Annotated in this window: 24 protein-coding genes and 1 riboswitch; of the genes, 1 reads left to right on the top strand and 23 read right to left on the bottom strand. The window is 41.9% G+C overall.

Annotated elements, in window-relative coordinates; translation table 11 throughout:
• Window positions 1-12: 12 nt before the first annotated feature.
• From GLW08_RS12030 to GLW08_RS11970, 13 genes are all read right to left on the bottom strand, one after another.
• Window positions 13-981, bottom strand: coding sequence for a gluconeogenesis factor YvcK family protein (locus GLW08_RS12030; protein ID WP_160848886.1), 969 nt, complete (start codon window positions 979-981; stop codon window positions 13-15).
• 3 nt (window positions 982-984) lie between these two features.
• Entirely contained in the window at window positions 985-1,869 is an 885-nt protein-coding gene (gene rapZ, locus GLW08_RS12025) for an RNase adapter RapZ (RefSeq protein ID WP_160848885.1), read from the bottom strand.
• Window positions 1,870-1,886: 17 nt separating this feature from the next.
• On the bottom strand, window positions 1,887-2,357 hold the full coding sequence (locus GLW08_RS12020) for an 8-oxo-dGTP diphosphatase (protein ID WP_160848884.1): 471 nt from the start codon (window positions 2,355-2,357) through the stop codon (window positions 1,887-1,889).
• 541 nt (window positions 2,358-2,898) lie between these two features.
• Complete coding sequence (trxB, locus tag GLW08_RS12015) at window positions 2,899-3,846, bottom strand: thioredoxin-disulfide reductase (RefSeq protein WP_160848883.1); 948 nt, start codon at window positions 3,844-3,846, stop codon at window positions 2,899-2,901.
• Between the two features lie 98 nt (window positions 3,847-3,944).
• Entirely contained in the window at window positions 3,945-4,958 is a 1,014-nt protein-coding gene (locus tag GLW08_RS12010; RefSeq protein WP_160848882.1) for a tetratricopeptide repeat protein, read from the bottom strand.
• Window positions 4,959-5,053: 95 nt separating this feature from the next.
• Window positions 5,054-5,683: a bifunctional phosphoribosyl-AMP cyclohydrolase/phosphoribosyl-ATP diphosphatase HisIE gene (gene hisIE / locus GLW08_RS12005; protein ID WP_160848881.1), complete on the bottom strand. Its 630-nt coding sequence runs from the start codon at window positions 5,681-5,683 to the stop codon at window positions 5,054-5,056.
• On the bottom strand, window positions 5,680-6,438 hold the full coding sequence (hisF, locus tag GLW08_RS12000) for an imidazole glycerol phosphate synthase subunit HisF (RefSeq protein WP_160848880.1): 759 nt from the start codon (window positions 6,436-6,438) through the stop codon (window positions 5,680-5,682). The genes hisIE and hisF overlap by 4 nt, the downstream gene beginning before the upstream one ends.
• Window positions 6,438-7,172, bottom strand: coding sequence for a 1-(5-phosphoribosyl)-5-[(5-phosphoribosylamino)methylideneamino]imidazole-4-carboxamide isomerase (gene hisA / locus GLW08_RS11995; protein ID WP_160848879.1), 735 nt, complete (start codon window positions 7,170-7,172; stop codon window positions 6,438-6,440). The genes hisF and hisA overlap by 1 nt, the downstream gene beginning before the upstream one ends.
• A 3-nt stretch (window positions 7,173-7,175) precedes the next feature.
• Complete coding sequence (gene hisH, locus GLW08_RS11990; RefSeq protein WP_160848878.1) at window positions 7,176-7,817, bottom strand: imidazole glycerol phosphate synthase subunit HisH; 642 nt, start codon at window positions 7,815-7,817, stop codon at window positions 7,176-7,178.
• On the bottom strand, window positions 7,818-8,411 hold the full coding sequence (gene hisB / locus GLW08_RS11985) for an imidazoleglycerol-phosphate dehydratase HisB (RefSeq protein WP_160848877.1): 594 nt from the start codon (window positions 8,409-8,411) through the stop codon (window positions 7,818-7,820).
• On the bottom strand, window positions 8,408-9,682 hold the full coding sequence (hisD, locus tag GLW08_RS11980) for a histidinol dehydrogenase (RefSeq protein WP_160848876.1): 1,275 nt from the start codon (window positions 9,680-9,682) through the stop codon (window positions 8,408-8,410). Before hisD ends, hisB begins: the two co-directional genes overlap by 4 nt.
• 14 nt (window positions 9,683-9,696) lie before the next feature.
• Window positions 9,697-10,323: an ATP phosphoribosyltransferase gene (hisG, locus tag GLW08_RS11975; RefSeq protein ID WP_160848875.1), complete on the bottom strand. Its 627-nt coding sequence runs from the start codon at window positions 10,321-10,323 to the stop codon at window positions 9,697-9,699.
• On the bottom strand, window positions 10,323-11,504 hold the full coding sequence (locus tag GLW08_RS11970; protein WP_160848874.1) for an ATP phosphoribosyltransferase regulatory subunit: 1,182 nt from the start codon (window positions 11,502-11,504) through the stop codon (window positions 10,323-10,325). Before GLW08_RS11970 ends, hisG begins: the two co-directional genes overlap by 1 nt.
• 301 nt (window positions 11,505-11,805) lie before the next feature.
• Window positions 11,806-11,890, top strand: a riboswitch (cyclic di-GMP riboswitch).
• 91 nt (window positions 11,891-11,981) lie between these two features.
• Here GLW08_RS11970 and GLW08_RS22260 point away from each other — a divergent pair.
• Window positions 11,982-12,935 carry a diguanylate cyclase domain-containing protein gene (locus GLW08_RS22260; RefSeq protein ID WP_160848873.1) on the top strand — a complete coding sequence of 318 codons (954 nt, stop codon included), beginning with the start codon at window positions 11,982-11,984 and terminating at the stop codon, window positions 12,933-12,935.
• 812 nt (window positions 12,936-13,747) lie between these two features.
• Here the strand turns inward: GLW08_RS22260 and GLW08_RS11960 are convergent.
• The 10 genes from GLW08_RS11960 to hprK form a co-directional block, all read right to left on the bottom strand.
• Window positions 13,748-15,418, bottom strand: coding sequence for an acyl-CoA dehydrogenase family protein (locus GLW08_RS11960; protein WP_160848872.1), 1,671 nt, complete (start codon window positions 15,416-15,418; stop codon window positions 13,748-13,750).
• A complete protein-coding gene (locus tag GLW08_RS11955; RefSeq protein WP_160848871.1) occupies window positions 15,415-16,950 on the bottom strand; it encodes a class I adenylate-forming enzyme family protein in 1,536 nt (511 codons plus the stop codon). The genes GLW08_RS11960 and GLW08_RS11955 overlap by 4 nt, the downstream gene beginning before the upstream one ends.
• Window positions 16,947-17,339 carry a MerR family transcriptional regulator gene (locus GLW08_RS11950; RefSeq protein WP_160848870.1) on the bottom strand — a complete coding sequence of 131 codons (393 nt, stop codon included), beginning with the start codon at window positions 17,337-17,339 and terminating at the stop codon, window positions 16,947-16,949. Before GLW08_RS11950 ends, GLW08_RS11955 begins: the two co-directional genes overlap by 4 nt.
• A 184-nt stretch (window positions 17,340-17,523) precedes the next feature.
• Window positions 17,524-18,333, bottom strand: a complete 810-nt coding sequence (locus GLW08_RS11945) for a hypothetical protein (protein WP_160848869.1) — start codon at window positions 18,331-18,333, stop codon at window positions 17,524-17,526.
• Between the two features lie 58 nt (window positions 18,334-18,391).
• The gene (locus GLW08_RS11940) at window positions 18,392-20,047 is read right to left on the bottom strand and encodes a glycerol-3-phosphate dehydrogenase/oxidase (RefSeq protein ID WP_202410166.1); all 1,656 of its coding nucleotides are present in this window, start codon (window positions 20,045-20,047) and stop codon (window positions 18,392-18,394) included.
• A 254-nt stretch (window positions 20,048-20,301) separates the two neighbouring features.
• Window positions 20,302-20,835 (bottom strand): acyltransferase, encoded by a 534-nt coding sequence (locus GLW08_RS11935; RefSeq protein ID WP_160848868.1) that lies wholly within the window; start codon window positions 20,833-20,835, stop codon window positions 20,302-20,304.
• Window positions 20,836-20,839: 4 nt separating this feature from the next.
• Window positions 20,840-21,481: a pyrophosphatase PpaX gene (gene ppaX, locus GLW08_RS11930; RefSeq protein ID WP_160848867.1), complete on the bottom strand. Its 642-nt coding sequence runs from the start codon at window positions 21,479-21,481 to the stop codon at window positions 20,840-20,842.
• Window positions 21,456-22,412, bottom strand: coding sequence for a nucleoside recognition domain-containing protein (locus GLW08_RS11925; protein WP_160848866.1), 957 nt, complete (start codon window positions 22,410-22,412; stop codon window positions 21,456-21,458). Before GLW08_RS11925 ends, ppaX begins: the two co-directional genes overlap by 26 nt.
• Before the next feature lie 12 nt (window positions 22,413-22,424).
• Window positions 22,425-23,255, bottom strand: coding sequence for a prolipoprotein diacylglyceryl transferase (gene lgt, locus GLW08_RS11920; protein WP_160848865.1), 831 nt, complete (start codon window positions 23,253-23,255; stop codon window positions 22,425-22,427).
• Window positions 23,245-24,204 (bottom strand): HPr(Ser) kinase/phosphatase, encoded by a 960-nt coding sequence (gene hprK, locus GLW08_RS11915; RefSeq protein WP_160848864.1) that lies wholly within the window; start codon window positions 24,202-24,204, stop codon window positions 23,245-23,247. The genes lgt and hprK overlap by 11 nt, the downstream gene beginning before the upstream one ends.
• Window positions 24,205-24,376: the final 172 nt, after the last annotated feature.

The following is a 24,376-nucleotide window of genomic DNA, read 5'->3' as shown; positions in this document are numbered from 1 at the left end:
CAAACAAAAAGGTTAAAGCTTCTTATTCTGTATTAATGACACAAGTAGCTTTGCGACCTTTGATGTATCATGGCGCAATGCCATTTGGTTTGGATCGATAATATCTCCTTCGATAATATCCACACCTAGTTTTTTAATCCGTTCATGATCATATACAACAGGTTTAGAGTTTTCTGCAGCATATAGTTTCTGAACGTCCGTCGCGATTGGCTTGTTATGAACAAGAATCGCATCTAAACAGCCTTTACCAATATGTTCATGTATCGCTTGCACGTGATCTGCTGCGGTGTATCCTGTCGTTTCTCCAAACTGGGTCATGACATTACACACGTAAACAACTTTTCCATGTGTTTCACGTAGAGCATCCCCTATTTGCGACACAATCATGTTTGGCAATGTACTCGTATAAAGGCTACCAGGTGCAATAACAACTAAGTCAGCATCCTTTACTGCTTGAACAGCCTCAGGTAACGGCTGAACTGGTTCTGGACTTAGGAATACACGTTTAATTCTTTTCTCAGCGGCTGGAATTTTTGATTCTCCAGACACAATACTTCCATCCTCCATTACAGCATGAAGATACATATTTTGATTCGCAATAGGTAGTATATTTCCTTTTACATTTAAAACACGCGAAATCTCTTTGATTCCATGAAAAAAATCATCTGTAATAGAGGTCATGGCAGCTAATAATAAATTTCCCATTGAATGCCCGGATAACCCATTTCCATTCGCGAATCGATGTTGGAATAAATCCAACAGCATTGGTTCCGCATCTGAAAGGGCAGCGATTACATTACGGATGTCTCCAGGAGCTGGTATGGATAGCTCATCACGTAATCGTCCAGAGCTCCCCCCATCGTCTGCTACCGTTACGATGGCTGTCAGGTCAATTGGAAAGGACTTTAAGCCTCTTAACAAAACAGGCATGCCTGTTCCGCCCCCGAGAACAACCACACTTGGTAACGATTGATTGGTCATAATCTATTTTCCCTTTCTTTTCTCGACATCACGATGCGTAACATGTGTTACGTAATCTGTAGAAAAATACTGCGCTATATGCTCGGCAATGGCTACAGAACGGTGCTGACCACCAGTACAACCAATCGCAATAACAATTTGGCTTTTTCCTTCACGTTTGTATTGCGGCAACATATAACCAAGTAAATCGAGCAATTTTTCCATGAATTTCTGCGTCTCTGTCCACTTAAATACGTACGAAGATACCTCCGTTGTTAATCCTGTTAACGCACGCATATGTTCGACATAGTGAGGGTTAGGTAAAAAGCGCACATCAAATACAAGATCCGAATCAATCGGTAAGCCATACTTAAATCCAAATGAAACGACTTGTACGGAAAAGACTTGTTGCTTTTTTTCTGAGTAAGACGCTAAGATACGTTCTCTTAGTTCCCGTGGCTTCAGATCTGTCGTGTCAATGATTTCCTGAGCACGACCTCTTAGTTCATCCAACATCATTCGTTCTTGCTCAATGCCCTCTAGTGGAGTTCCTTCGGGAGCTAATGGATGATAGCGTCGCGTCTCTTTATATCGAGATACTAAGGCCTGATTTTCAGCATCTAAAAATAAAATATGCTCAGTAAGCCATTCTTCCTTCCCTAGTCGATCTAGGGACTCAAATAGCGTGTCAAAAAATTCTCTCCCACGTAAATCCATGACGAGAGCAACTTTCTGTATATTATTCTTGGTATCTTTCATTAATTCTAAAAACTTAGGGAGCAACGCAGGAGGGAGGTTATCTACACAAAAGAAACCTAAATCCTCAAAACTCTGAACTGCAACTGTTTTTCCTGCACCGGACATTCCTGTAATAATCACGAGCTGGGTTTCCTGTGATTGATCAACCATATTCCATCGCTCCTTCATTATGGGCTAGCTGGATCAAGCGTTACATCCAATAATGTGAAATCCGTAGTATAGGTGAAAGTGCCATAAAGGACTTCATTAGAAGATAAAATATGCTTATAATAACGACGATCTCCTTCAGCCATTGGCTTTTGCAAGACTTCCGCAAGATCGACCCATTCGAGCTCCCCTTCTGGACTTGTACTTAATAAATCACCTGTAACGTTCTCACAATAAAACGTAAACATCATCCACTCCTGAACGGTATGATTACCATCTTTTATGACAAACGAAAACACACCATTCAACCTCGGTTGCTGTAAGGTGAGACCTGTTTCTTCTTTATATTCTCGAATAACTGATTCTCTAATATGTTCACCAGGCTCCATTTTTCCACCTGGAGCAACATACCACCCTCTCCGTGGCTTTTTTAACATTAGTACTTGATTTGTAGTTGGATCTTTTACGATACAATTTGTAACCCGTTGCATTTACTCACCTCATTTACATGTGAGAGGTATCTCTAACCATTATACTATGACCTCTCCTTTTCCCACAATAATCAAAAGACCAAGAATAATGTTCCGAGTTGATGGAAGTGGGGAGTTTAACTGTTTTGTTATCATTAGGTTGGAGCCTATATGTATTTATCCGCGCTTTTGCAGCTTAAATCTGCGAGAATTTGTTTTTTCCGGCGACTTCTATCAATATATCAGCGCTTTTTCCTATTTATTCGCGAGTTTGAAGATTTATCGGCGAACTACCTTTATCTGCGCCAGCCAACACCACACCGATCGGCATGTAATTTGACGCACATGCAAAGATTCGCCTATGCTCCCAATACTTCCTAGAGCACAAAAAAAATGCACAGGCTAACGAAGTAGCCTGTGCCAACTATATTAAAAGGGGGTCAATTAGTTAATTATATTATACCCCATAATTGTTTCATGCGTGTTACAGCAGAATTAAAATGTAATTACGAGTTTATGAAATCTCATTTACATTATTCTAAAATAGGCATGATGACAGGATTTAGTCTTCGCCAAGCTCTTCTAATAAATTTTCAATATAATTTTGAGCAGATTGTGCAGCGATACTTCCATCTCCTGTTGCCGTCACGATTTGTCGTAGTTCTTTTTCTCGGATGTCACCTGCTGCAAAGATACCAGGTACTTTTGTTTCCATTTTTTCATTTGTCTCAATATAGCCGTTTTCGTTTGTGACGCCTAATGATACAAATGGTGTGCTTAACGGAATCAAACCAATATAAATGAACACGCCATCGATTGGCTTGTCGTACTCTTCACCTGTTTTGTTATCATGAAGCGTTACACTACCGACTTTACCGTCTTTTTCATTTATTTTCGTTGCTTCTGTACTCCAGATGAAATCAATCTTTTCGTTATCAAACGCACGTTGCTGGAGAATTTGTTGAGCACGAAGTTCATCACGACGGTGTACAATGGTTACTTTTTCAGCGAAACGTGTAAGGTAAACACCTTCTTCTACTGCTGAGTCGCCACCACCGATTACGACAAGCTCTTTGTTCTTAAAGAAAGCTCCGTCACAAACAGCGCAATAGGATACACCGCGACCGCCTAGTTCTTTTTCACCAGGTACGCCTAATTCTTTATATTGAGCACCTGTCCCGATAATAACGGAACGTGCTTTAAATTCTTTATTACCTGCACGAACGGTTTTATATTCTTTCCCGTCGATGATTTCTTTAATGTCACCATATGCGTATTCCGCACCAAATTTCTTAGAGTGACTAAACATTTTATTAGAAAGGTCCGGTCCAAGAATGTGTTCATATCCTGGATAGTTTTCCACGTCCTCTGTGTTTGCCATTTGTCCCCCTGGAATACCACGCTCTAACATTAGTGTATCCAAGTTGGCACGAGAAGTGTAAACGGCTGCTGTCATCCCAGCTGGACCTGCGCCTGCTACGATTACGTCATAAATACGATCTTCTGTCACTACCCTCAACCCCTTTTTCATTTCTTTGTCTGATTGGCTACACTCATCGTATAAAATGTAGTGGAATGTAGTCTATTAATATGCTCACTAGGGTATCATCATTGATCCCAAGGGCCGCCTTGCTGTGAAAGGCTTGAATGACGCAAGCATCCTTCTTCCCACAGGCTCAAAGCTCTAGATGGTTCTCCGCGTTGATAAGCTGAAATACTAAACCATTTATAATAAGATAAGTGCCCTCTCAACTTACTCTTCGGCAACACAATGAAGCGTTCATACGCATCCTTGTAGAAGCCTACCTGCGCTAACGTTACGGCTACTTTCAACTGTTGTTGTTCATGAATAGGATACACATTTCGTAGCTGTTGTATGTGTTCATTTGCAGCTTCTGGTTTTCCAGCTAGATGATAAAACACAGATAAATTGCATAATGTGTGGATAGAAGAAGGATGTTGCTGCTTCCATTTTTCTTCTAACTCGATTGCATCTATTTGATTCCCATAAAAAAAGAGCGCCATCGCATAATCATGCTTAGCAGGAAAGTAGGACGGGAAAAAACGAATCATATCATCCAAAATCGGAAGGGCTTCTTCCCATTCCTGTCGTTCTAGATGATAAAACGCAGATTCCTGATAACGCATCAGTTCGTCTTCTTCCTCCATGGCCCAATCTTCATCGTCATCATCTTCCTCATCGATATCGACAAGGGTTAATAGTTGTTCCGCTTCCTCTTTAAAATCTCCATTTGGCGCTTTTTGCATATACTCTTTCGCATATTTCATCGCATCATGGAACAATCCAAGATGAGCGTAATTGTTTGCAATAAGATAAAAGCAATCTACATATTCATGGCCAAATTCAGCTAATACATCCATTAATACTTGATTGGCTGAATGATAATTTCCTATTTCTGTATGAACAACAGATAATTGACATTGGTATAAAGGTTGTTTTGGAGACAGTTCAATAGAGCGATTAATCCATTTAATCGCTTTTTCAAATTCTCTCCGTTGAAAAGCTTGCACGCCTTTGGAAAAGTAAAAGTCCCCTTCAGGAGTGAAAGGGATTACGTTTGGGTGCATGGCTTCCCCTGTGGTGTTCGTGGAGTTATGCATGTAGGTCCTCCTCTTTGAACCAATCCATTCTGCAAGCAGTATATCATATCCACAGGGCATTATACACTATATACCGTTTTTATCCAACTGGTGCTTTACTTTTTCTGATGACGTTCCTCTAGAGCTCGTAGTACATCATCGAATGGTAATCCGCGATCTGTTAATAGCATGAGCGTATGGAATAACAAATCAGCTGTTTCCCATGTAAGTTCTTCCTGGTCATCGTTTTTAGCTGCAATGATTACTTCCCCAGCTTCTTCCGTAACTTTTTTCGCAATCCGGTCTACTCCGTTTTGGAACATTTCGGATGTGTAGGAGCCTTCAGGCAAGGTCGCTTTACGCTCGGAGAGTACACGCTGAAGCTCATCCAAAATTTGATAGCGATGATCAGCTGGTTCGGTTTGCTTTCCATAAAATGTAGTAGAAAAGCAGCTGTAATCCCCTTTATGGCATGCTGGCCCATTTGGAATGACTTGAACGAGCACAGCATCTTGGTCACAGTCATATTTCATCGAATGGATGGCCTGTGTATTTCCTGATGTCGCTCCTTTGTGCCACAGTTCCTGGCGAGACCGACTATATAAAACCGTTTCTCCTGTTTCCATCGACTTTTCAACGGCCTCTCGATTCATATAGGCAAGTGTTAATACTTCCTTGCTCTGAGCATCTTGAAGAATAGCTGGCACTAACCCTTGTTCGTCAAATTGAATGTCTTCGATATTCATCGTACATGCACCCCATTCTGTTTCAGTATATCTTTTACGTTTTCAACGGACGTTTCTTTATAGTGAAAAATAGACGCGGCTAACGCTGCATCTGCTTTGGCATCCTGAAACACATCAACAAAGTGTTCAGCATTTCCTGCTCCACCTGAGGCAATGACTGGAATTTGGACAACCTCTTGGACAGCCTTTAAGAGTTCCAGATCAAATCCTGTTTTTTCTCCGTCTTGGTCCATGCTCGTTAATAACAATTCACCAGCACCAGACGCTTCTACTTTTTTCGCCCATTCGAGTACTTCCCATTCTGTGCCTTTTCGGCCACCATGAGTATAAACACGCCATGATCCTAGCTCTTCATCATATCGTGCATCAATCGCGACGACGATACACTGGGATCCGAAAAAATTCGCTCCTTCTGTGACGAGTTCCGGGTTTCGAACGGCTGCTGAATTCAAGGATACTTTATCCGCTCCAGCTCGAAGAATAGCCCGCATATCTTGAAGCGAGCCAATACCGCCACCAACCGTAAACGGAATTGCTAATGTTGCAGCCACTTCCCTAACCACTTCGATCATCGTTTTGCGTCCTTCATGTGTAGCTGAAATATCCAGAAACACAAGCTCGTCTGCACCTTGTTGATCATAAATGGTCGCTAATTCCACTGGATCACCAGCATCGCGAATTTGGACGAATTGAATGCCTTTCACAACACGACCATCCTTCACGTCCAAACAAGGGATTATACGTTTCGTTAGCATTACGCTTTCACCTCAGCAATCGCATCTTTCAAGGTGATTTCTTTTGTGTAAATCGCCTTGCCAACTATCGCTCCTGCTACATTGCGATCAGCATATTGCTTCAGTTCTTTAAGATCGTTCAGATTCGATACGCCTCCAGATGCGATCACTTCTTTGCCCGTTACCTCAGCTAATTCAACAATCGCTTTTGTATTTGGACCACCCATCATGCCATCTTTTGATATATCGGTGAAAATAAACGTTTCCACACCCACGTCAGCAAAATATTTCCCTACTTCGGTCGCTTTTTGATCGGAATTAGTCAGCCAGCCTTCAGTGGCAACATAACCATCTCGTGCATCAAGGCCAATCGCAATACGATGTCCGTACTCCTCCACAAGCTCTTTCGTTAATTCTGGATTTGTGATGGCAAGACTTCCGATAATAACACGGTCCACGCTGTTATCTAAATAGAAAGCAACATCTTCTTTAGAACGAATGCCACCACCCATTTGCACCTTAACAGGTAAATCCTTGGCTACGTTCAAAATATGAGCTGCATTTGCTCGAGATCCATCACGCGCTCCATCTAAATCAACCATATGAATCCATTCGGCACCATGCTCTACAAAATCGCGTGCTACGTCATAAGGGGAATCTCCATAAACCGTTTCTCTATTAAAATCGCCTTGCTGAAGGCGAACGCACTTTCCTTCTTTCATATCAATTGCTGGATAAATCGTAAATGTACTCATTGCTTACTCCTTTCCGCCACTTATTGCTAGTAGATCACAAAAATTCTTCAAAATCGTCATGCCTGTTGAGCCACTTTTTTCGGGGTGAAACTGAGTTCCATAGACATTTCCTCGTCCTACAACAGCAGGTACGTCCGTTTCATAGGATGCACTGGCTAATATGACGGAAGGATCAGGTGTATCCACATAATAGGAGTGAACAAAATACACATATCCATCTTCAATGTCGTTTAGCAACGACGCTTCTGGATGTCTTTGGTCTAAATGATTCCAACCCATATGAGGAATCTTAAAGCGGATTCCTTCCTCATTCTTTCCTGTAAATCGAACAATTCGCCCAGGAAGAAGATTCAAACCTTTTGTAAACGTATTTTCTTCACTTTCTTCAAACAGCAATTGCATCCCAAGGCAAATGCCTAAAAGTGGTGTCCCTTCCTCTACTTTCCGAAGTACATAGTCCTTCATACCCGCTTCTTCAAGAGCTTTCATGGCATCTGGAAATGCACCTACGCCTGGAAGGATGAGCCCTTCACATTGCTCTAGTTCATCTGGTGAAGCAGATAGTGTATAAGGCACATCTAACCGTTCCAGTGCTTTGGAGACACTGAACAAATTGCCCATGCCGTAATCAATAATGCCAATCATTTATAGACTCCCCTTCGTGGACATGATCCCTTCTATACGTGGATCGATTTGCGTCGCTTCATCTAATGCTCTGGCCGTTGCTTTAAACATCGCCTCGATGATGTGATGCGTATTGGAGCCATGATGAACGACAATATGTAAATTCATGCGGGCTTCTAAAGCAAGCTTCCAGAAAAATTCATGCACATTTTCCGTATCAAACGTGCCTACCTTTTCAGCTGGCAGATCCGCTTTCCACTCCAAATGAGGGCGATCACTCAAGTCTACAGCAACGGTTACAAGGGTTTCGTCCATCGGCATCGTAAAGGATCCATAGCGTCTGATACCTTGTTTATCGCCAACCGCTTGTCGTAACGCCTGCCCAAGGACAATACCGATATCCTCTGTAAGATGATGGTCATCCACATGAACATCACCTTCACCATTTATCGTTAGGTTAAAAAAGCCATGCTTTTTGAAAAGCTCAAGCATATGTGTCATGAAAGGGACTTGTGTTTGTACCCCCCCACTTCCATTCCCATCTAAGTCGAGTTGAAGGGAAATCTGGGTCTCGCCTGTCTTTCGTTCTAGGTGGCTGCTCCGTTTTTCATTCATGACTCATCGTCCTTTCGCTTCTCGATTGCTTTAGCATGGGCTTCTAATCCTTCTAATCGTGCAAATCGTGCAATTTTATCTGCGTTCTGCTCATATGCCTGCTTACTATAATAAATAACGCTTGATTTTTTCACAAAATCATCAACATTTAGTGGACTGGAGAAGCGTGCCGTACCGCTCGTAGGAAGCACATGATTCGGTCCTGCGAAATAGTCTCCAACTGGCTCTGAGCTATAACGTCCTAGAAAAATTGCGCCTGCATGCTTGATGCTTCCTAGCACCCCTAAAGGTTCTTCCATCATAATTTCTAAGTGTTCTGGTGCTATCGAATTAACGACATCAATGGCTCCTGCTTTGCTGTTACACAACACAATTGCCCCGAAATCACGGATACTAGCTTGAGCAATATCTTTTCGTGGAAGTTGTTCCAGTTGCTTGTCTACTTCTTCAGCCACAGCTTTCGCTAGGGTTTCAGAGGTAGTCACAAGTACACTGGAGGAACGTTCGTCATGCTCTGCTTGTGATAAAAGATCCGCTGCAACTTCATCGGGCTTTGCGGTGTCGTCTGCAAACACAACAATCTCACTTGGACCTGCAATCATATCAATATCTACATCACCGAACACTTCTCGCTTGGCTAAAGCTACATAAATATTTCCTGGGCCGACGATTTTATCGACTGGTTGGATGGATTCCGTTCCATATGCAAGTGCCGCTACTGCTTGGGCACCACCAACCTTATACACTTCCTTCACTCCGGCAATTTCAGCCGCTACAAGGACACCTGCAGGTAAGATCCCTTCTTCTGAAGGCGGGGATACCATTACAATACGATCCACACCAGCAACTACCGCTGGAAGTACGTTCATAAATACAGAAGAAGGGTAAGCAGCTGTTCCGCCTGGTACATAGACACCTACCGCATCTAGTGGCGTAACTTTTTGACCTAAGACCGTCCCATCTTCGTTCGTGTCAAACCAAGATTGACGAACTTGTTTTTCATGAAAAGATCGAATATTCTCAGCTGCTTCTTTGAGGATATCAATATCTTTAGCATCCATCGTTTCACGCGCTTGCTGGAACTCCTCCTCTGTCACCCGAAGCTCTGATAACGAGGCACCATCCAACTTGTTCGTATAATGGTAGAGCGCTTCATCCTGTTTTGATTGAACATCAGCAAGAATTTCTTTGACGGTTTCCCGTTGCTTTTCTGTGCCTCCATCTACACTTCGCTTTATAGACGCCAAGTCGTTCGGTGTAAGAATGTCCATGTTTCCATTCCTCCTTATCCAGCGATTTGTTCACTTAATTTTTCAATAATAGGGTCAAGCGATGAACTCTTAATGCGATAACTAACTGGGTTTACAATAAAACGAGAGGTGATATCAGCAATTTTCTCATACTCTACGAGACCATTCTCTTTTAGAGTACGACCAGACGATACAATATCAACGATTCGGTCCGTTAACCCAATTAAAGGAGCTAATTCAATCGATCCATTCAGAGGAATGATTTCAATTTGCTCTCCTTGCTCTCGGAAATATTCTGAAGCCACTCGAGGATATTTTGTCCCAATTTTAGGTGCAATCTTACTTAATGGTTTATCTGGTACCCCGGCTACGGCTAAATAACAAGGACTAATTTGTAAGTCTAAGACTTCATACACATCACGATCTTGTTCTAATAAAACGTCTTTCCCGGCAATACCGCAATCGGCTGCACCGTATTCAACATACGTCACGACGTCCATAGGCTTCGCCAGCATCAGTCGTACTTTGTATTCAGGGAACTCTAAAATAAGTTTTCTTGATTCTTCCACATCTGTAAAGTCATAGCCAATCTTTTTTAACAATTCAGCGGCCTCTTCAAAGATGCGTCCTTTTGGCATCGCAATCGTTAGCCAATCGCTCATTATTCGCCACCTCCTGTGGTTACATCGTACACCCACGTATAACGTGCTTCCATTTGCGAGCTCTCTTCTAGTTGTTCCTTATGCTGTAGGACCACATGTTGCCCCTTCGCTCTTGCGGATTGTGCTTTTTGTAATCCTTGTTGAAACGTATCGCGATTATAAAGCACTAATACGTGCTCATCCGTGTCTTCCTCCTGAGATAGTGCTTCCACTAAGCGATCTAGTCTAATAGCGAAGCCTGTTGCAGAAGCATTCGATTGGAAGGAAGGCAATAATTGATCGTAACGACCGCCATTACACAATAAAGAACCTAAATGAGGTGCATAGCCTTCGAATAAAATACCTGTATAGTAATTCATGTGGCTAATAAGATTCAAATCAAAGGAAACATAGTGACTCACGCCATATATTTCTAATAAATCGCGTAGTTGCTTTAATTCGCCAATCGCTTGATGACAAGCCCCATTTGTCGTAATATCTTCAGCCTGCGAAAGTACATCTTCTTCCCCACGTAAAGATAAAAGCTGGGTAAGACGTTTTTTATCACGATCTGAAAGCTCAACTTCTTGAAGGGCTTTTCGGAACCCAACATAGTTTTTACGAAAAAGATAACGTAAGAACATTTCAGCTGTATCGTGGTCCTCACCGAAAATCTCTGTTAATAAACCTTTCACATAACCAATATGACCTACTGTGAGTTGAAACTGTTCTAAACCAGATGCTTTAAGAGATTCTACCTGTAGCGCAATAACCTCTGCATCTGCATAGATCGAGTTTTCCCCTATGTATTCCACGCCTACTTGTTCAAACTGTGCTGGTTTGCCTCCTTCGATTTGCTGGGCACGAAACACAGGTCCATCATAGCTCAAACGCACGGGATAGCCTTGTTCCTTAAGCTGAGAAGCAGCCACTCGTGCAATAGGAGCAGTCAAATCTGGACGCAGAACCAAGGTGTGCCCTTGTTGGTCCAATAGCTTAAAGAGCTGGGTTTCATCAATCGCACTAGCTTCTCCAACTGTATCTAAATATTCAAGCATCGGTGTATCAAGGAACTGATACCCCCATGACTCAATGGTTTGCGATAATGCTTGCCTTGCTTTTCGTTTTTGATTATAGAAAAAGGGCAACGTATCCCTCATTCCTAAGGGTTTTTCAAACATAAGACGATTTGCCACAGTCATTTGCACCTCTCTTGATTAGGATAAATAGTATAAACAATTCTCAATCCTTTAACTTGCTAATATGCTACCAAAGTAAAGATAATCCGTCAACGCATGATTCTCTTAGGTAAACTCTAACATGTTTCCACTGTTTTTCCTTTTTATATGTTTCCCTATATCGCTTCAGAAAAACGCAATCCATTTTTAAGAGATACACTTTAAATGGATAATAATGAGATAAAAACATGATAAAATATCCACTATTTTTGTCGAATGACTTGGTATTTTTGAACTAGTACTTATATAATGGTATAAGACAATAATTTGATAAAGGCAAACTTATTGAAAAATAAGGACGCAAAGCTACGAGCCTAAAGGTACCTACCAATGGTGGTCGAGCTGCCGAATAAGAAGGAAGCAGGGCAGGCCTTTTTTCGGTTTGCCTTTTTCTTATGGAATCATGACACATAGAATAACTTTTTATAGAAGGTGAGATGGGTGAAGGTAGTTTGGATAAGCATTGGAGTTGTGTTAGGAGTTTTAACGCTAAAAACTGTCCAGCTTATAAAAAATAGAAGAAATGATAGGGTTCAACAGGATGATGAGTATCGCATTTATCCTCTACTAGAACATGCGAAGGATATTATCTATTATGTTGAGATTGAACCAATCCCAAGGTATCGATACCTTAGTCCTTCGATAGACACTGCACTTGGAGAACAAGTACTTGAAGAAACATTCGAGAACCCTTTCGCCATATTCGATCGCATTCACCCAGAGGATTATAACACCCTAGAACGAAAAATTAATGGCCAGATTGATTTTAACCAGCCCATTATTCAACGCTGGAAGCATAATAATGGCAACTATATTTGGTTTGAAGAACACGCTACGCCAATTTATAGAAATGAAAAACTCGTTGCCCTGCAAGGGGTTATCCGGAATATTAGTGATAAAGTAGAGCTAATGGAACGATTAGAATACCAAATATCACACGACCGCCTCACAGGCATCTACAATCGTGATTTTTTTGAAAATTATATGAAGAAATACGATCAAACGGATGACTCCGTAGCAATGGTTTTATGTGATTTGGATAATCTTAAAAAAATCAATGATACATTTGGACACAAACAAGGGGATGAATTAATTCAAAATACAGCTACGCTTCTGTCCTCCCTATCCCAATCTGACATCACTGTCTGTAGAGTAGGGGGAGATGAATTTGCCTTGCTTCTCACGAATACATCAGAAGCTGAAGTTAAGCTATTAGTCAATAAGCTCATTGACCAACTGAAACACTTCAACGAAACAACCAAGTTCCCTATCTATTTGTCATTGGGATATGCCTATCGTTCCAATTCAAGAGCTGAGATGGAAAACATGTATATGGAAGCTGACCAATGGATGTATGAACATAAAAACAATAAAGAGGAACTTCCCCTTGTCTGAGATGTATTTCGTATTTACTATGCCATAATCGCCCCATTATCTTGAAGACCTGGATTCGAGATATATTCAAAAGGTGATGGGTCCGATACTTGAAAAGTGGAAGGGGGGTTACGGTGAAACAACTCGCTTTCCTGCAGGCGAGCTGGTGAGCCTTCTCAGTCGCTTTGCTCCCTCCGGGGGTCTCACCAACCTCTTTCTCCCGTGGGAGTCTCGTAGTCCCCCTTCACCCCCAGCCGGGTAATGGCTATCGGACCCGCAGCCAAATGTTGTATGTCTCCCGAAAGGACATATAAGCCCTTATTTTTTGTGAAAACCCTCTTTGGGTAGAGCTTACGGACAAATAAAACTTTATTTTTTACAAACAGCGAACTAAATGTCCATTAGCTTTCTTTGCCACAGAATTTTTTGTTATCAACCAATTGTTAACTTACTAGGGTGTAGACCGTCAGAAGATATTCAAATACCTCAACCCCTCTAACTTCGCAATGTTTCCGTTACTCCCAATACTAGCAAAGGTGGCCGTGGAACAAGGAGACTCCCGCCGGAGAAAGAGGTAGGCAAGACCCCACAGAGCCCCGGTTTTTGGGCTCGAGGAGGCTTACCAGCTCGCCGGCAGGACGCGAGTTGTTCCACGGCCACCTTTATTCTAACTAAATCCACGGGTACATCGCTCTTTCTGTGCGATCACCAAATTTATCTCAATTTCAAGTCTTCAAGATTATGCCTCTTTTGTTGAAGAAAGATTTCTTAACATAGCAAAAGGTACGATCCCCTCGACAGGAATCGTACCTTTTGCTTTAGATTATTGCATTTTACACATTGCTTGTTGTTTTCTGCTCCACGATCATATCGTAATATGCAAGAGATTGTTGATCCCAATCTGGTTGGTCTTTTTTCCATGTGTGTTGCATGAATACTTTGGCAATGGCAAGTTTTCGTTCGCCACCAATCACAGCATCTTCCAATGCCACAACACTTTCGAATATTTTGGTCATTTTTTCAGCTATGAATTTCGCATAGTAGGTTTGTTCTTCGTCCTCCATAACAGCTATGCGGGCGGCTTGTTTTTTTAATGCATCGAGTTCGCCATAAATCAGGCCATATTCTTCTGAAAGGGAAACTGGTAGTTGATCAATCCTACCTTTTATTTCATCAATAAACATTTTATCGATGTGGTACTTCTTCATCAGACGTAAGACTTCAAGTCCCAATATATTCGCTGTGCCTTCCCACACGGTTAACACCTGAGCATCGCGTAACAAGCGAGGCGTCACAAAGTCTTCTATATAACCATTTCCTCCATGCATCTCGATGGACTCATGAGAAAAGTGAATCGCCTGCTCTGCTGTTTCTTTTTTCAATAATGCAATTAACAACCGATTGAGGGCCTGATCTTTTTCAGATGTGTTCTCTGGTTCATTCATGACATAATCAAATAAAGAAATCAATTGAAATACACTGCTTGTGTCTACTTCTTGCTTGGCTTTAAGTGTGGCTAAAGTATCTTGAATCATTGGAAAATCTTTTAGCTGATTGCGAAATGCAGAACGCTCATAAGCATAATCCCGAGCTTCTAGATAAGCACGTTGCATGATTCCGATAGAAGCAACTGCATTACATACTCTCGATAAGTTCAGCGCTTCCATCATATAATGAATCCCTTTTTGCGGTTCCCCAACCATATACGCTTCTGCCCCGTCAAAAACCACTTCAGCAGATGGGACAGCACGCACGCCAAGTTTATCTTTTAATCTACGAATCTGAATGCCATTCAGGCTATCATCTTCATTCCGCCAAGGCACTAGAAATAGACTAAGTCCTTTCGTCCCTTCTGGAGCATCTTCTGTACGAGCCAACACCATCGCGACACCACACATGCCTGCATTACTAGCAAAATATTTTTCACCATAAAGCTTGTAGTGATCACCATCCTGAACAGCGGTCGTTTCATTCGCACCTACATCAGATCCGCCTTGGCGCTCTGTTAGAAAAGTAGCTCCTTCGTATAACTCTACCTCTCCAGTAGAAAGAACATGTGGCAAATAAGCCGCTTTTAATTCTTCACTTCCATAGTGATCTAGTAAGTATGCTGTCGCCATCGTTAGTGTTACAGGACAATAGAAGCCAGGTTCTGCCTGAGAGAGAAGATACCCTTGAGCATAGGAATACAGATAGTTACCTTTTCGATTTAAATCAGGAATATCTTTATGCACATAACCAACAATTCCGCGATTGTACGTTTCAGATACCGTTTGTTTGTAGCCCTCATTCACCCAAACCTCTGAAATATCATTGCCCATCTTATCGTACTTGATTAATTGAGGTTGCCCGTCACGATCAGTATGAACAGCTCGCTCATCAATCTCATTGGCACAGAGTTCACCGTATTCATCCAATTCTTTCTTAGCCCACTCTAGAAACTCTTCATCTAAATATTGATCAAGTATAAAACTCAAATTGGGATCTTCTCTAAAAAAATTCATCGTATCTCTCCTTCTGGACTCTGTTGAGTTTGTCTCAGTTGCTGTTTCAATAATTTTCCCGTTGCATTCCGGGGTAAAGCATCCAATTTATGGTAAATTCTGGGTATTTTGAAATTTGCTACTTTCTCTTCAAGGAAACGTTTACAATCTTGTTCCAGTGAAGCAAACTGATGGTCATCCTCTACTACAACAAATGCCTTCACAGTTTCCCCCCAGTCCGGATGAGGCACACCAATCACTGCAACTTCTGCAATAGCAGGATGCGTACTTAACACTTCTTCAATTTCTTTTGGAAAGATATTCACCCCACCTGCGATAATAACGTCTTTTTTACGATCAATGACCCAAATAAACCCATCTTCATCGCGTTTACCCATATCACCTGTATAAAGCCAACCATCTTTGAATGTGGCTAAGGTTTTTTCTTCATCCTTATAATATCCTTTCATATTCCCTTCGCCACGTAAAACAATTTCCCCTACTTGACCATACGGAACATAGTCACCATTTTCATCTACAATCGCCACTTCACAGTTCAATGCTGGACGCTGGCCTATACTTCCTGCTTTCGAATCGTGCTCTTCAGGAAGCAGCAGTGTACCATTTGGGCCGGCTTCTGTCAGACCATACACGCATGTAAGTCGGTCCGTTTTAAATTGTTGTTTAACGAATTCCACCTCTTTTGTACCTAATGGTGCTCCTCCATATACCCAATATTCCATCGAACTTAGGTCATATTCTTGTATGGAAGGATGCTTTGCAGTCATTAAATATGCAACAGGTGCTCCAAAGAAATGAGTGGTTTTTTCGGTAGAAACGAGATCTAATAATAAATCAGGTGTAAATGTTGGAGCCAAGACGTGTGTGGCGCCGACGTATGTTGCAGATACCATGAATAAATGAAGGGGGGCTGAATGGCTAAGTGGCATCATATGCAACACACGGCTATTTTTATTCATCGTCATTTCAATGCAAATCATGGTAGCCACAGTTAAAATGTTCCGGTTGGTGAATACGACTCCTTTTGGTCGACCTGTCGTACCTGAAGTGTACAAGATAGCCGCTTCATCATCCTCATGTAATGGTGAAATGATAGCTTGTTCACTGCCTTGATTCAATACATCTTGAAACGCATACCAACCTTTTAACGCTGCACCCGTTTTTATACAAATTACGTTAGTTCCTTCGATACCAGACACCTGATTAAATAACAGTTCATGTGTTATAAAAGCCTTCGCGTCACTATGGTCAATGATGTACTCAATTTCATCCTGTGCAAGCTTTGCGTTAATCGGTACAATAAGAGCTCCTAACCGCTGGACGGCAAAATAAGTGAACAAAAATTCCTTTACATTTGGCATGTGAAGGACTACTTTATCGCCTTGATCAATCCCATATGCTGCTAGTCCCGATGCCAAGCGATTAACGGTTTCATCCCACTCCTCATAGGTCAATCTCTCCGCATTGGAAACAATCGCCTCATGCATCGGATGTCTTCTAGCTTGCATTGCTAACACTTCAGAAATATTCATTCCTTTTCCCCCTCTAATTCCGTTAATTTCACCCGAAACTCACCTGTCACACGGACCATCTCATCTCTCATCTCGGTTAACTCAACAATCCTATCCGTCACCTCCATAATTTTCTTCTCCCCATATTCAATGGTTCTTTCCAGCTGTTTTCTACCTGAAGGATCATGATCAAACAAATGCAGCATGTCCTTGATTTCCTCTAACTGAAAACCATATTTTTTCCCTCGAAAAATGAGGAACAACAACGTTTTTTCCTTTTTCGTAAATACCCTTCGACCATTTTCTGAACGAGCAGGAGAAATCAATCCAAGCTCCTCATAATATCGAATCGTCCTAGAAGTGATGTTAAACTCTTGAGCCAACTGTGTGATTGTATACGTCTCCTCCATCAATTATCCCTCTTTTTCAGTCAAAACTTTCTGTATCTTTATCTTACCATTAACGTTAACGTAAAGTTCAATAAAAATAATGGGACGGAGGGACAGGTCCCTCGTCTCATTTTGGGTGGTCGCTCCGAAACCCAGGAAAGTCGCTCCAGTCACCACAAAAAAAGCCTGCCCATTATGGACAGACTTACAAAGCTGTTAGTTTTATGTTTATTACATATAAGAATAGGTGCAAATCATCAGGAAGGGGTTCATGATCTCTTTTTTCTATAAGCAGTCCTGACATAGAGCCAAATCGGTCTGCTGCTTCGACAGGGATTGCGTCCTTCTTCAGAGTCATCACTTCCATGCCCTCTGAGTCTTTGATGGTTAATACCTCTAAATAGCGATCACTTTCAGCCGTCCATCGCACGTTATCTTTTTCATAAAAGTGGATGATTCTATCGTGACTCGTTTGTTTCTGTTGTTCTGCATAATACAAATAGTTTCCTTGGAGGTCACGGATAAAAAAGCGTGATCGCAAGCCTCCTTTTTTCTCAAGCAAATAGGTAGGTTCTTTTGATTGATTATAGAAAATATAACTTCTCGGAGCGATTGGTAAGGAAGAAAATACAGCAGCTAGTACAAGCACGCACTTCCAGACAAATGATTTTTTCTCTACTATTTCTGAATGAATTTGTCCGTCCATATCATATAATCTAGCTGGGTCATCCCACCCCATTGCTATCCCTAAATACATACGCTTGGATACAACTTGATAGTCTACTTGGTTATCCGTTGTAGCGGCTAAGCCCGCAAAACGAATGTCCCGCATACCACGTGACAACAGAGTGATGCCAAACAATCCAAATGGAATCGCGAAAAGAATCCCATACCAAAAGCCCGTATCTAATAGCAATTGAAGAACCATAATTAGCAATACAACCGCTAGTGTAAAACAAGCTGATTGTATCTGCCGCTTGCCATCTTGTCTAAGAACTTCCTCCATCTGAGTCATAGCACAGTCTCCCCTCGTTTCCTACCTATACGATTCAACAGCAAGTACGTTTCATTCTTTAGGAAACATCTGGAGAAACAGCTTCTTCTAATAACACATTCAGTTCGTTCGTGTTGGCTACAAGTTGTTCCTGACTCCATTGGAAACGATCCGCCATATAAGCTATAACACTATTCTGGTGAAGGTGAACCCAATGAATATCGAAAAATAACGCACCTGTTCTTCTCACGAAAAAATCGACTGGCTTGGCGACTAACTCTTTCTCAATGCCATAAACGAGCATAGATTGGACTAGCGGATCCAAACCATGTTCAGATTTGGTATGCTTAAAATAGACATAATGATCAAATACGTCATCTACATTGGATCCATATAGTTGGACGAGCCCGCGTGATTGTTCTTCTGAAAGACCAAATGCAATTCCAGCTTCTTTTTTTCGATTGAGAAATGTCTCAAAGCCTTTGGATCCATCAACTTCTCCACCTGCTATCGGCAAGTCTTCTGTTTGAGTACTAGGATAGGTTGTATGCTGTTCTTCACTCAATTGCTGTGTTACTAAGTCGATGACATTCTCAGCCATTTTTCGATAGCCTGTTAACTTACCACCTGCTATGGAAATTAAGCCAGAATCCGAAACGAAGATTTCATCCTTACGCGAGATTTCGGATGGATCCTTCCCTTCCTCATGAATTAATGGTCGCAAACCAGCCCAACTAGATTCCACGTCATGAGCTGTAATCGATAAGGTAGGAAACATATAGTCAATGGCCTGGAGAATATAGTCTCGATCATCGACCGTCATTGTTGGGTGGGCTATGTCACCTTCATACACCGTATCGGTCGTTCCTACATACGTTTTTCCATCTCGAGGAATCGCGAAAATCATTCGCCCGTCTTGAGCATCAAAATAAATAGCCTGTTGCAAAGGGAAGGTTTGATGGTCAAAAACAAGATGAATCCCTTTCGTCAAATGTAGCGTTTTACCTTGTTTGGACCCATCTTTTTCACGAACTTCATCTACCCATGGGCCGCCTGCATTGACAACTTTGTTAGCAAAGATTTTATATCGTTCTTTCGTAAGCTGATCCTCTACAACTGCCCCAATAACCTTCTCTTCCTCATATAAAAATTGAATTACCTTCGAGTAGTTCAGAGCAATTGCTCCCTTTTGTACTGCTTTTTTCATCACTTCTAGTGTTAAACGAGCATCATCGGTACGATATTCCACGTAATAGCCGCCACCACGTAATTTTTCTTTATTCAGTAGGGGTTCCTTTTCAAGTGTCTCTTTTGGTGATAGCATCGTCCGTCGTTCACTCTTTTTCACACCTGCTAAATAATCATACACTCGTAACCCTAGACTAGTGGAAAACGGACCAAATGTCCCTCCTCTATAAAATGGGAGGAGCATCCATTCAGGAGTCGTCACATGGGGACCATTCTCATAAACAATCGCCCGTTCGCGCCCCACTTCAGCTACCATTTTCACTTCAAATTGTTTTAAGTATCGTAAGCCACCATGCACAAGTTTGGTAGAACGGCTAGACGTCCCAGCTGCGAAATCTTGCATTTCTACCACACATGTCGACAGCCCTCTCGTCGTAGCATCAAGTGCAACACCAGCTCCAGTGATGCCACCACCTATAACAAGTACATCGAGCTTTTCTTCGGTTAATCTATGATAAATATCCTTACGCTGATCGGTTGAAAACATAATTGCCACTTCCTTTCCCATTCCGTACCTTGCAAAGTTGCTGCAAGTACCCTTCCCTTTTTTTAGTTTATTCATACCTCTGAATGGGCGGGAAGTGTGAGGGATTTTTTCATGATTGTGTTATAAAGCCTCATCATTCGCACTTCACCCTAATGGTCGCTCTGGATTGGTATTTACTAGCTTCACATTCACTTATGCTCGCTTCGGGTTGCGATTTGCTCGCTTCAACCTCACAAAAAAAGAACAGCCTCTCATTAGCTGTTCTCGGTAAAAAATACATCTTCCTTTGTGCGGCGATCCATTTCTTCTTTATCATAAATAACTTGCATTGGATTCCCACCAACAAAACAGCCTGGTGGAACGTCTTTGTGTACAAGCGTCCCTGCCGATACAATGGCACCGTCCCCAATCGTAATGCCAGGTAAGATGGTTGTATTGGCTCCAATCATGACTTCGCTGCCAATGTTCACCTCACCCAAGCGATACTCTTTTATTAAGTATTCATGGGCAAGAATGGTTGTGTTGTAACCGATGACTGTGTTGCGACCGACCGAGATTTTTTCTGGAAACATGATATCGAGCATAACCATGAGCGCGAAGGCTGTATGTTCGCCTACCTTCATGCGGAGAAACGTACGATACAACCAGTTTTTCATAGGAAGGAACGGTGTATAGCGTGCCAGTTGAATGACGATAAAGTTACGCACAACTTTCCAAAAAGGCACTGTTTTATAAATATGCCAGAGAGAATTGGCTTCCTTCACTTTGTAGCGCTCGGTCTTTCTCATCGAATCACTCCATCACGATTTTAAGAATGTCACTCATGTGCTCGAGCATGAAGTCTGGATGTAAGTCTTCCAGTACTTTTTTTCCTTTAATTGTCCACGCAACACCTGCTGTTTTCGTGCCTGCATTTTTACCAGCATCAATGTCATGGGTATTATCCCCGATCATAATCGTTTCTTCAGGTTTTGCATCTAATGCTTTCATAGCGCGAACTACCGGTTCTGGATGTGGTTTAGCATGGTCCACATCATCCAATGTAACCACCGTTTCAAAATAATCCTCAATTTCGGTAAGCTTTAGCCCCATGTTTACCGTCTGACGCAATTTCGTCGTTACAATACCAAGCTTAAAGCCTGCTTCCTTTAGCTTTGCTAATGACTCCCGCACACCATCATAAGCATGAACCAATTCATCGTGATGCTCGTGGTTATGCGTGCGGTATGTGGTCATCATCGTTTCGACATCTTCATTTGGGTTAATGGTTTTCAGGCTTTCTTCTAACGGAGGACCTATGAAATTGATTACATCCTCACGAGTATATTCACCAGGAGCATAGGTTTCTGTCGTATGCAAAAACGAGGCAATAATGAGCTCGTTCGTATTGATTAATGTTCCATCTAAATCAAAGAGAAGGGTACGAATGGTCATAAGCTGCTTCCTTTCCTTTTGTAGTGTTCATTCGATTCCATATAAAACCGATGACTGCTGTTAGTAGTATGGCTGTAACGAGTCGGATTAATAACAGTGGCCAAACCGGGATGCCTAGTGGAATAAAAATTAATGTATCTTCAACGACTGCGTGGCAGGAGACGAGGAAAATAAGGGATAAATACATATCCTTTTTCGAGACGCCATCCTCTTTTACAGCTTGAATCATTAATCCTGCTCCATAGGCTAAGCCAATCACAAGCCCTGCGACCAAGGTTGTTGATGCGTTCCGCTCCACCCCAAGGAAACGGGTGAATGGTGCAATCCAACGCGAGAACGTATCAATCCAATTTTTCTCTTTTAACCACTGCATGGCAACCATGAGAGGAATCACGATCGCAGCGAGCTGGAGCACCGCAACTACGGCTGTTTGCAAGCCCGTCAATCCGACCATGAGCCATCCTTCTGGCACTTCATTTTGGGAAATCATGCCATACTGAGCCATCTCTGACCCACCTTGCCAAAACACATTAATGAGAATGGCTGACACAAACGCAAGTGATAAGCGAACGCCAGCAACAAACCACCATTTCACCCCCACTTTGGAAGCAACGGTCGACTCAATGAGTAGATTGTGAGAAAACGACATCATCACAGCTAAAATAAAGACTTCTTTTACCGAGAAATCGAACGATACAATCGCAGCGATTCCCGCATATAAGTTTAGAAAATTCCCTAATACTAACGGAATGGCCGCTTCACCGGATAAGCCAATCCATTTCATAAGAGGAGCAACCCAATCGCTCAACCATTGAAGGACTGGGGTTGCTCGTAGAATCGTCACAAGTAGCGTAATCGGAAAAATCACTTTACCAAGTGTCCATGTTACGTTCAAACCTTGTTTTAATCCTCGTTGTAGTACACCAGGCAAATGAAACCCTCCTTACTCTACTTTCTTACCGTTATAATATCGATCGGCACGATTTTTATAACGACGATAGATAATCATGCCTACTGCCCAAGCGATAAGTACGATGGAAATGACCTGTGCTGTACGCAGATTACCGATAATATATAAACTATCTGTACGCATACCTTCGATAAAGTAACGACCGAATGAATACCAAATCACATAGCTTAAGAACACTTCGCCACGTCTTGGATTGTATCTTCTAAGTAGTAGAAGGAAAGCAAATCCAAGAATATTCCATACAGACTCATATAAGAAGGTTGGATGGTACATGACACCATCGATACACATTTGGTTTGTAATGAAACTTGGTAAGTACTGCATGAAATTATTATAAAATGTTTCTGTAACCGGACCACCGTGTGCTTCCTGGTTCATGAAGTTCCCCCAGCGACCGATTGCTTGACCTAAAATAATACTAGGCGCAGCAATATCAACAAGCTTCCAGAACGGAACCTTTCGAACACGCGCAAACACAAGCGCAGTAAGGACAGCACCGATGATGGCACCATGAATGGCGATTCCGCCTTCCCAAATGGCAATCATATCGATAAAGGAACCATTTTTATACCGTTCCCATTCAAACGCTACATAATAAATACGCGCACTTAGGATAGCAATTGGAATCGCAAACACAACGAGATCCACGAATGTATCTTTTTTCAAGCCTAAACGCTCGGATTCTCTCGTCGCCAACCACAATCCTAAAAAGGCTCCAGTAGCAATAATGACACCATACCAATAGATGGTAAGGGGACCAAGCTGTAAAAATATTCGACTAAGAGGTTCAGCACTACATGTCACCTTGGAAACCTCCCTTTGCTACATCGTTTTTATTTTCACCAATCATGTTGGTCAAACGTTCTGAGAATTCTTCAGCTGCATTAACCCCCATGCGCTTCAGACGGAAATTCATCGCAGCTACTTCAATAATAACGGCTAGATTTCGACCCGGACGTACTGGAACCGTTGCTTTAGGAATCTCAACATCCATAATCTTCATTGTTTCCTCTTCTAGACCAAGGCGGTCATACTGCTTCTTTTCATCCCATAATTCAAGATTTATAACCATGGTAATACGCTTGAAGTTACGGACAGAACCAGCACCAAATAACGTCATCACATTGATGATTCCTAGTCCTCGAATTTCTAGTAAGTGCTCAATCAACGGCGGGGAATTTCCGATTAACGTATCGTAGTCCTCCTGACGAATTTCAACACTATCATCCGCTACGAGACGATGTCCTCTTTTGACTAATTCAAGAGCTGTCTCACTTTTACCAACACCACTTTGACCTGTAATCAAAACACCAACACCGTAAATATCCACTAGCACACCATGAATAGCCGTAAACGGTGCGAACTTCGTCTCTAGAAAATTGGTTAAACGACTAATGACTCTCGTTGTCTTGTACGGAGAGCGCATAATCGGAACGCCCGCTTCATTAGCCGCTTCGATAAGAAGATCGGGAACCTCCATCGCTCTAGTTATAACAATTCCTGGTGTTACATCCGTACATAACTTTGTAACGCGATCCTTCTTCTCAGCATCAGTTAACTCAAGAAAAAAGGAAAGCTCTGTTTTTCCGAGCAGTTGCAACCGCTCAGAAGGATAATATTTAAAATAACCCGCCATCTCCATTCCAGGACGAGAAATATCACTTGTGAAAATTTCGCGGTGAACACCATCTTCCCCCGCTACAATCTCTAAATCAAATCGATCCAAAAGATCCTGTGTACGCACTTTTGACATATGTATGCCCCCTGCCTTTATCCTCTTATTCACTTCTCCTATTGTAGCATTTTTTACAATTATCTGTAGATATAATACATGAATTGTGTAAAGTTGTTTTGAATTTGGTGGAATTTAGGGGGATTTTGGAGGATAGAGTGGTATAATGCCTGCGGGTTTTTCTTTCTTATAC

It is taken from the genome of Pontibacillus yanchengensis (genome assembly GCF_009856295.1).
GTDB lineage: Bacteria > Bacillota > Bacilli > Bacillales > BH030062 > Pontibacillus > Pontibacillus yanchengensis_A.
This window is presented reverse-complemented; position numbering and strand designations above follow the sequence as displayed.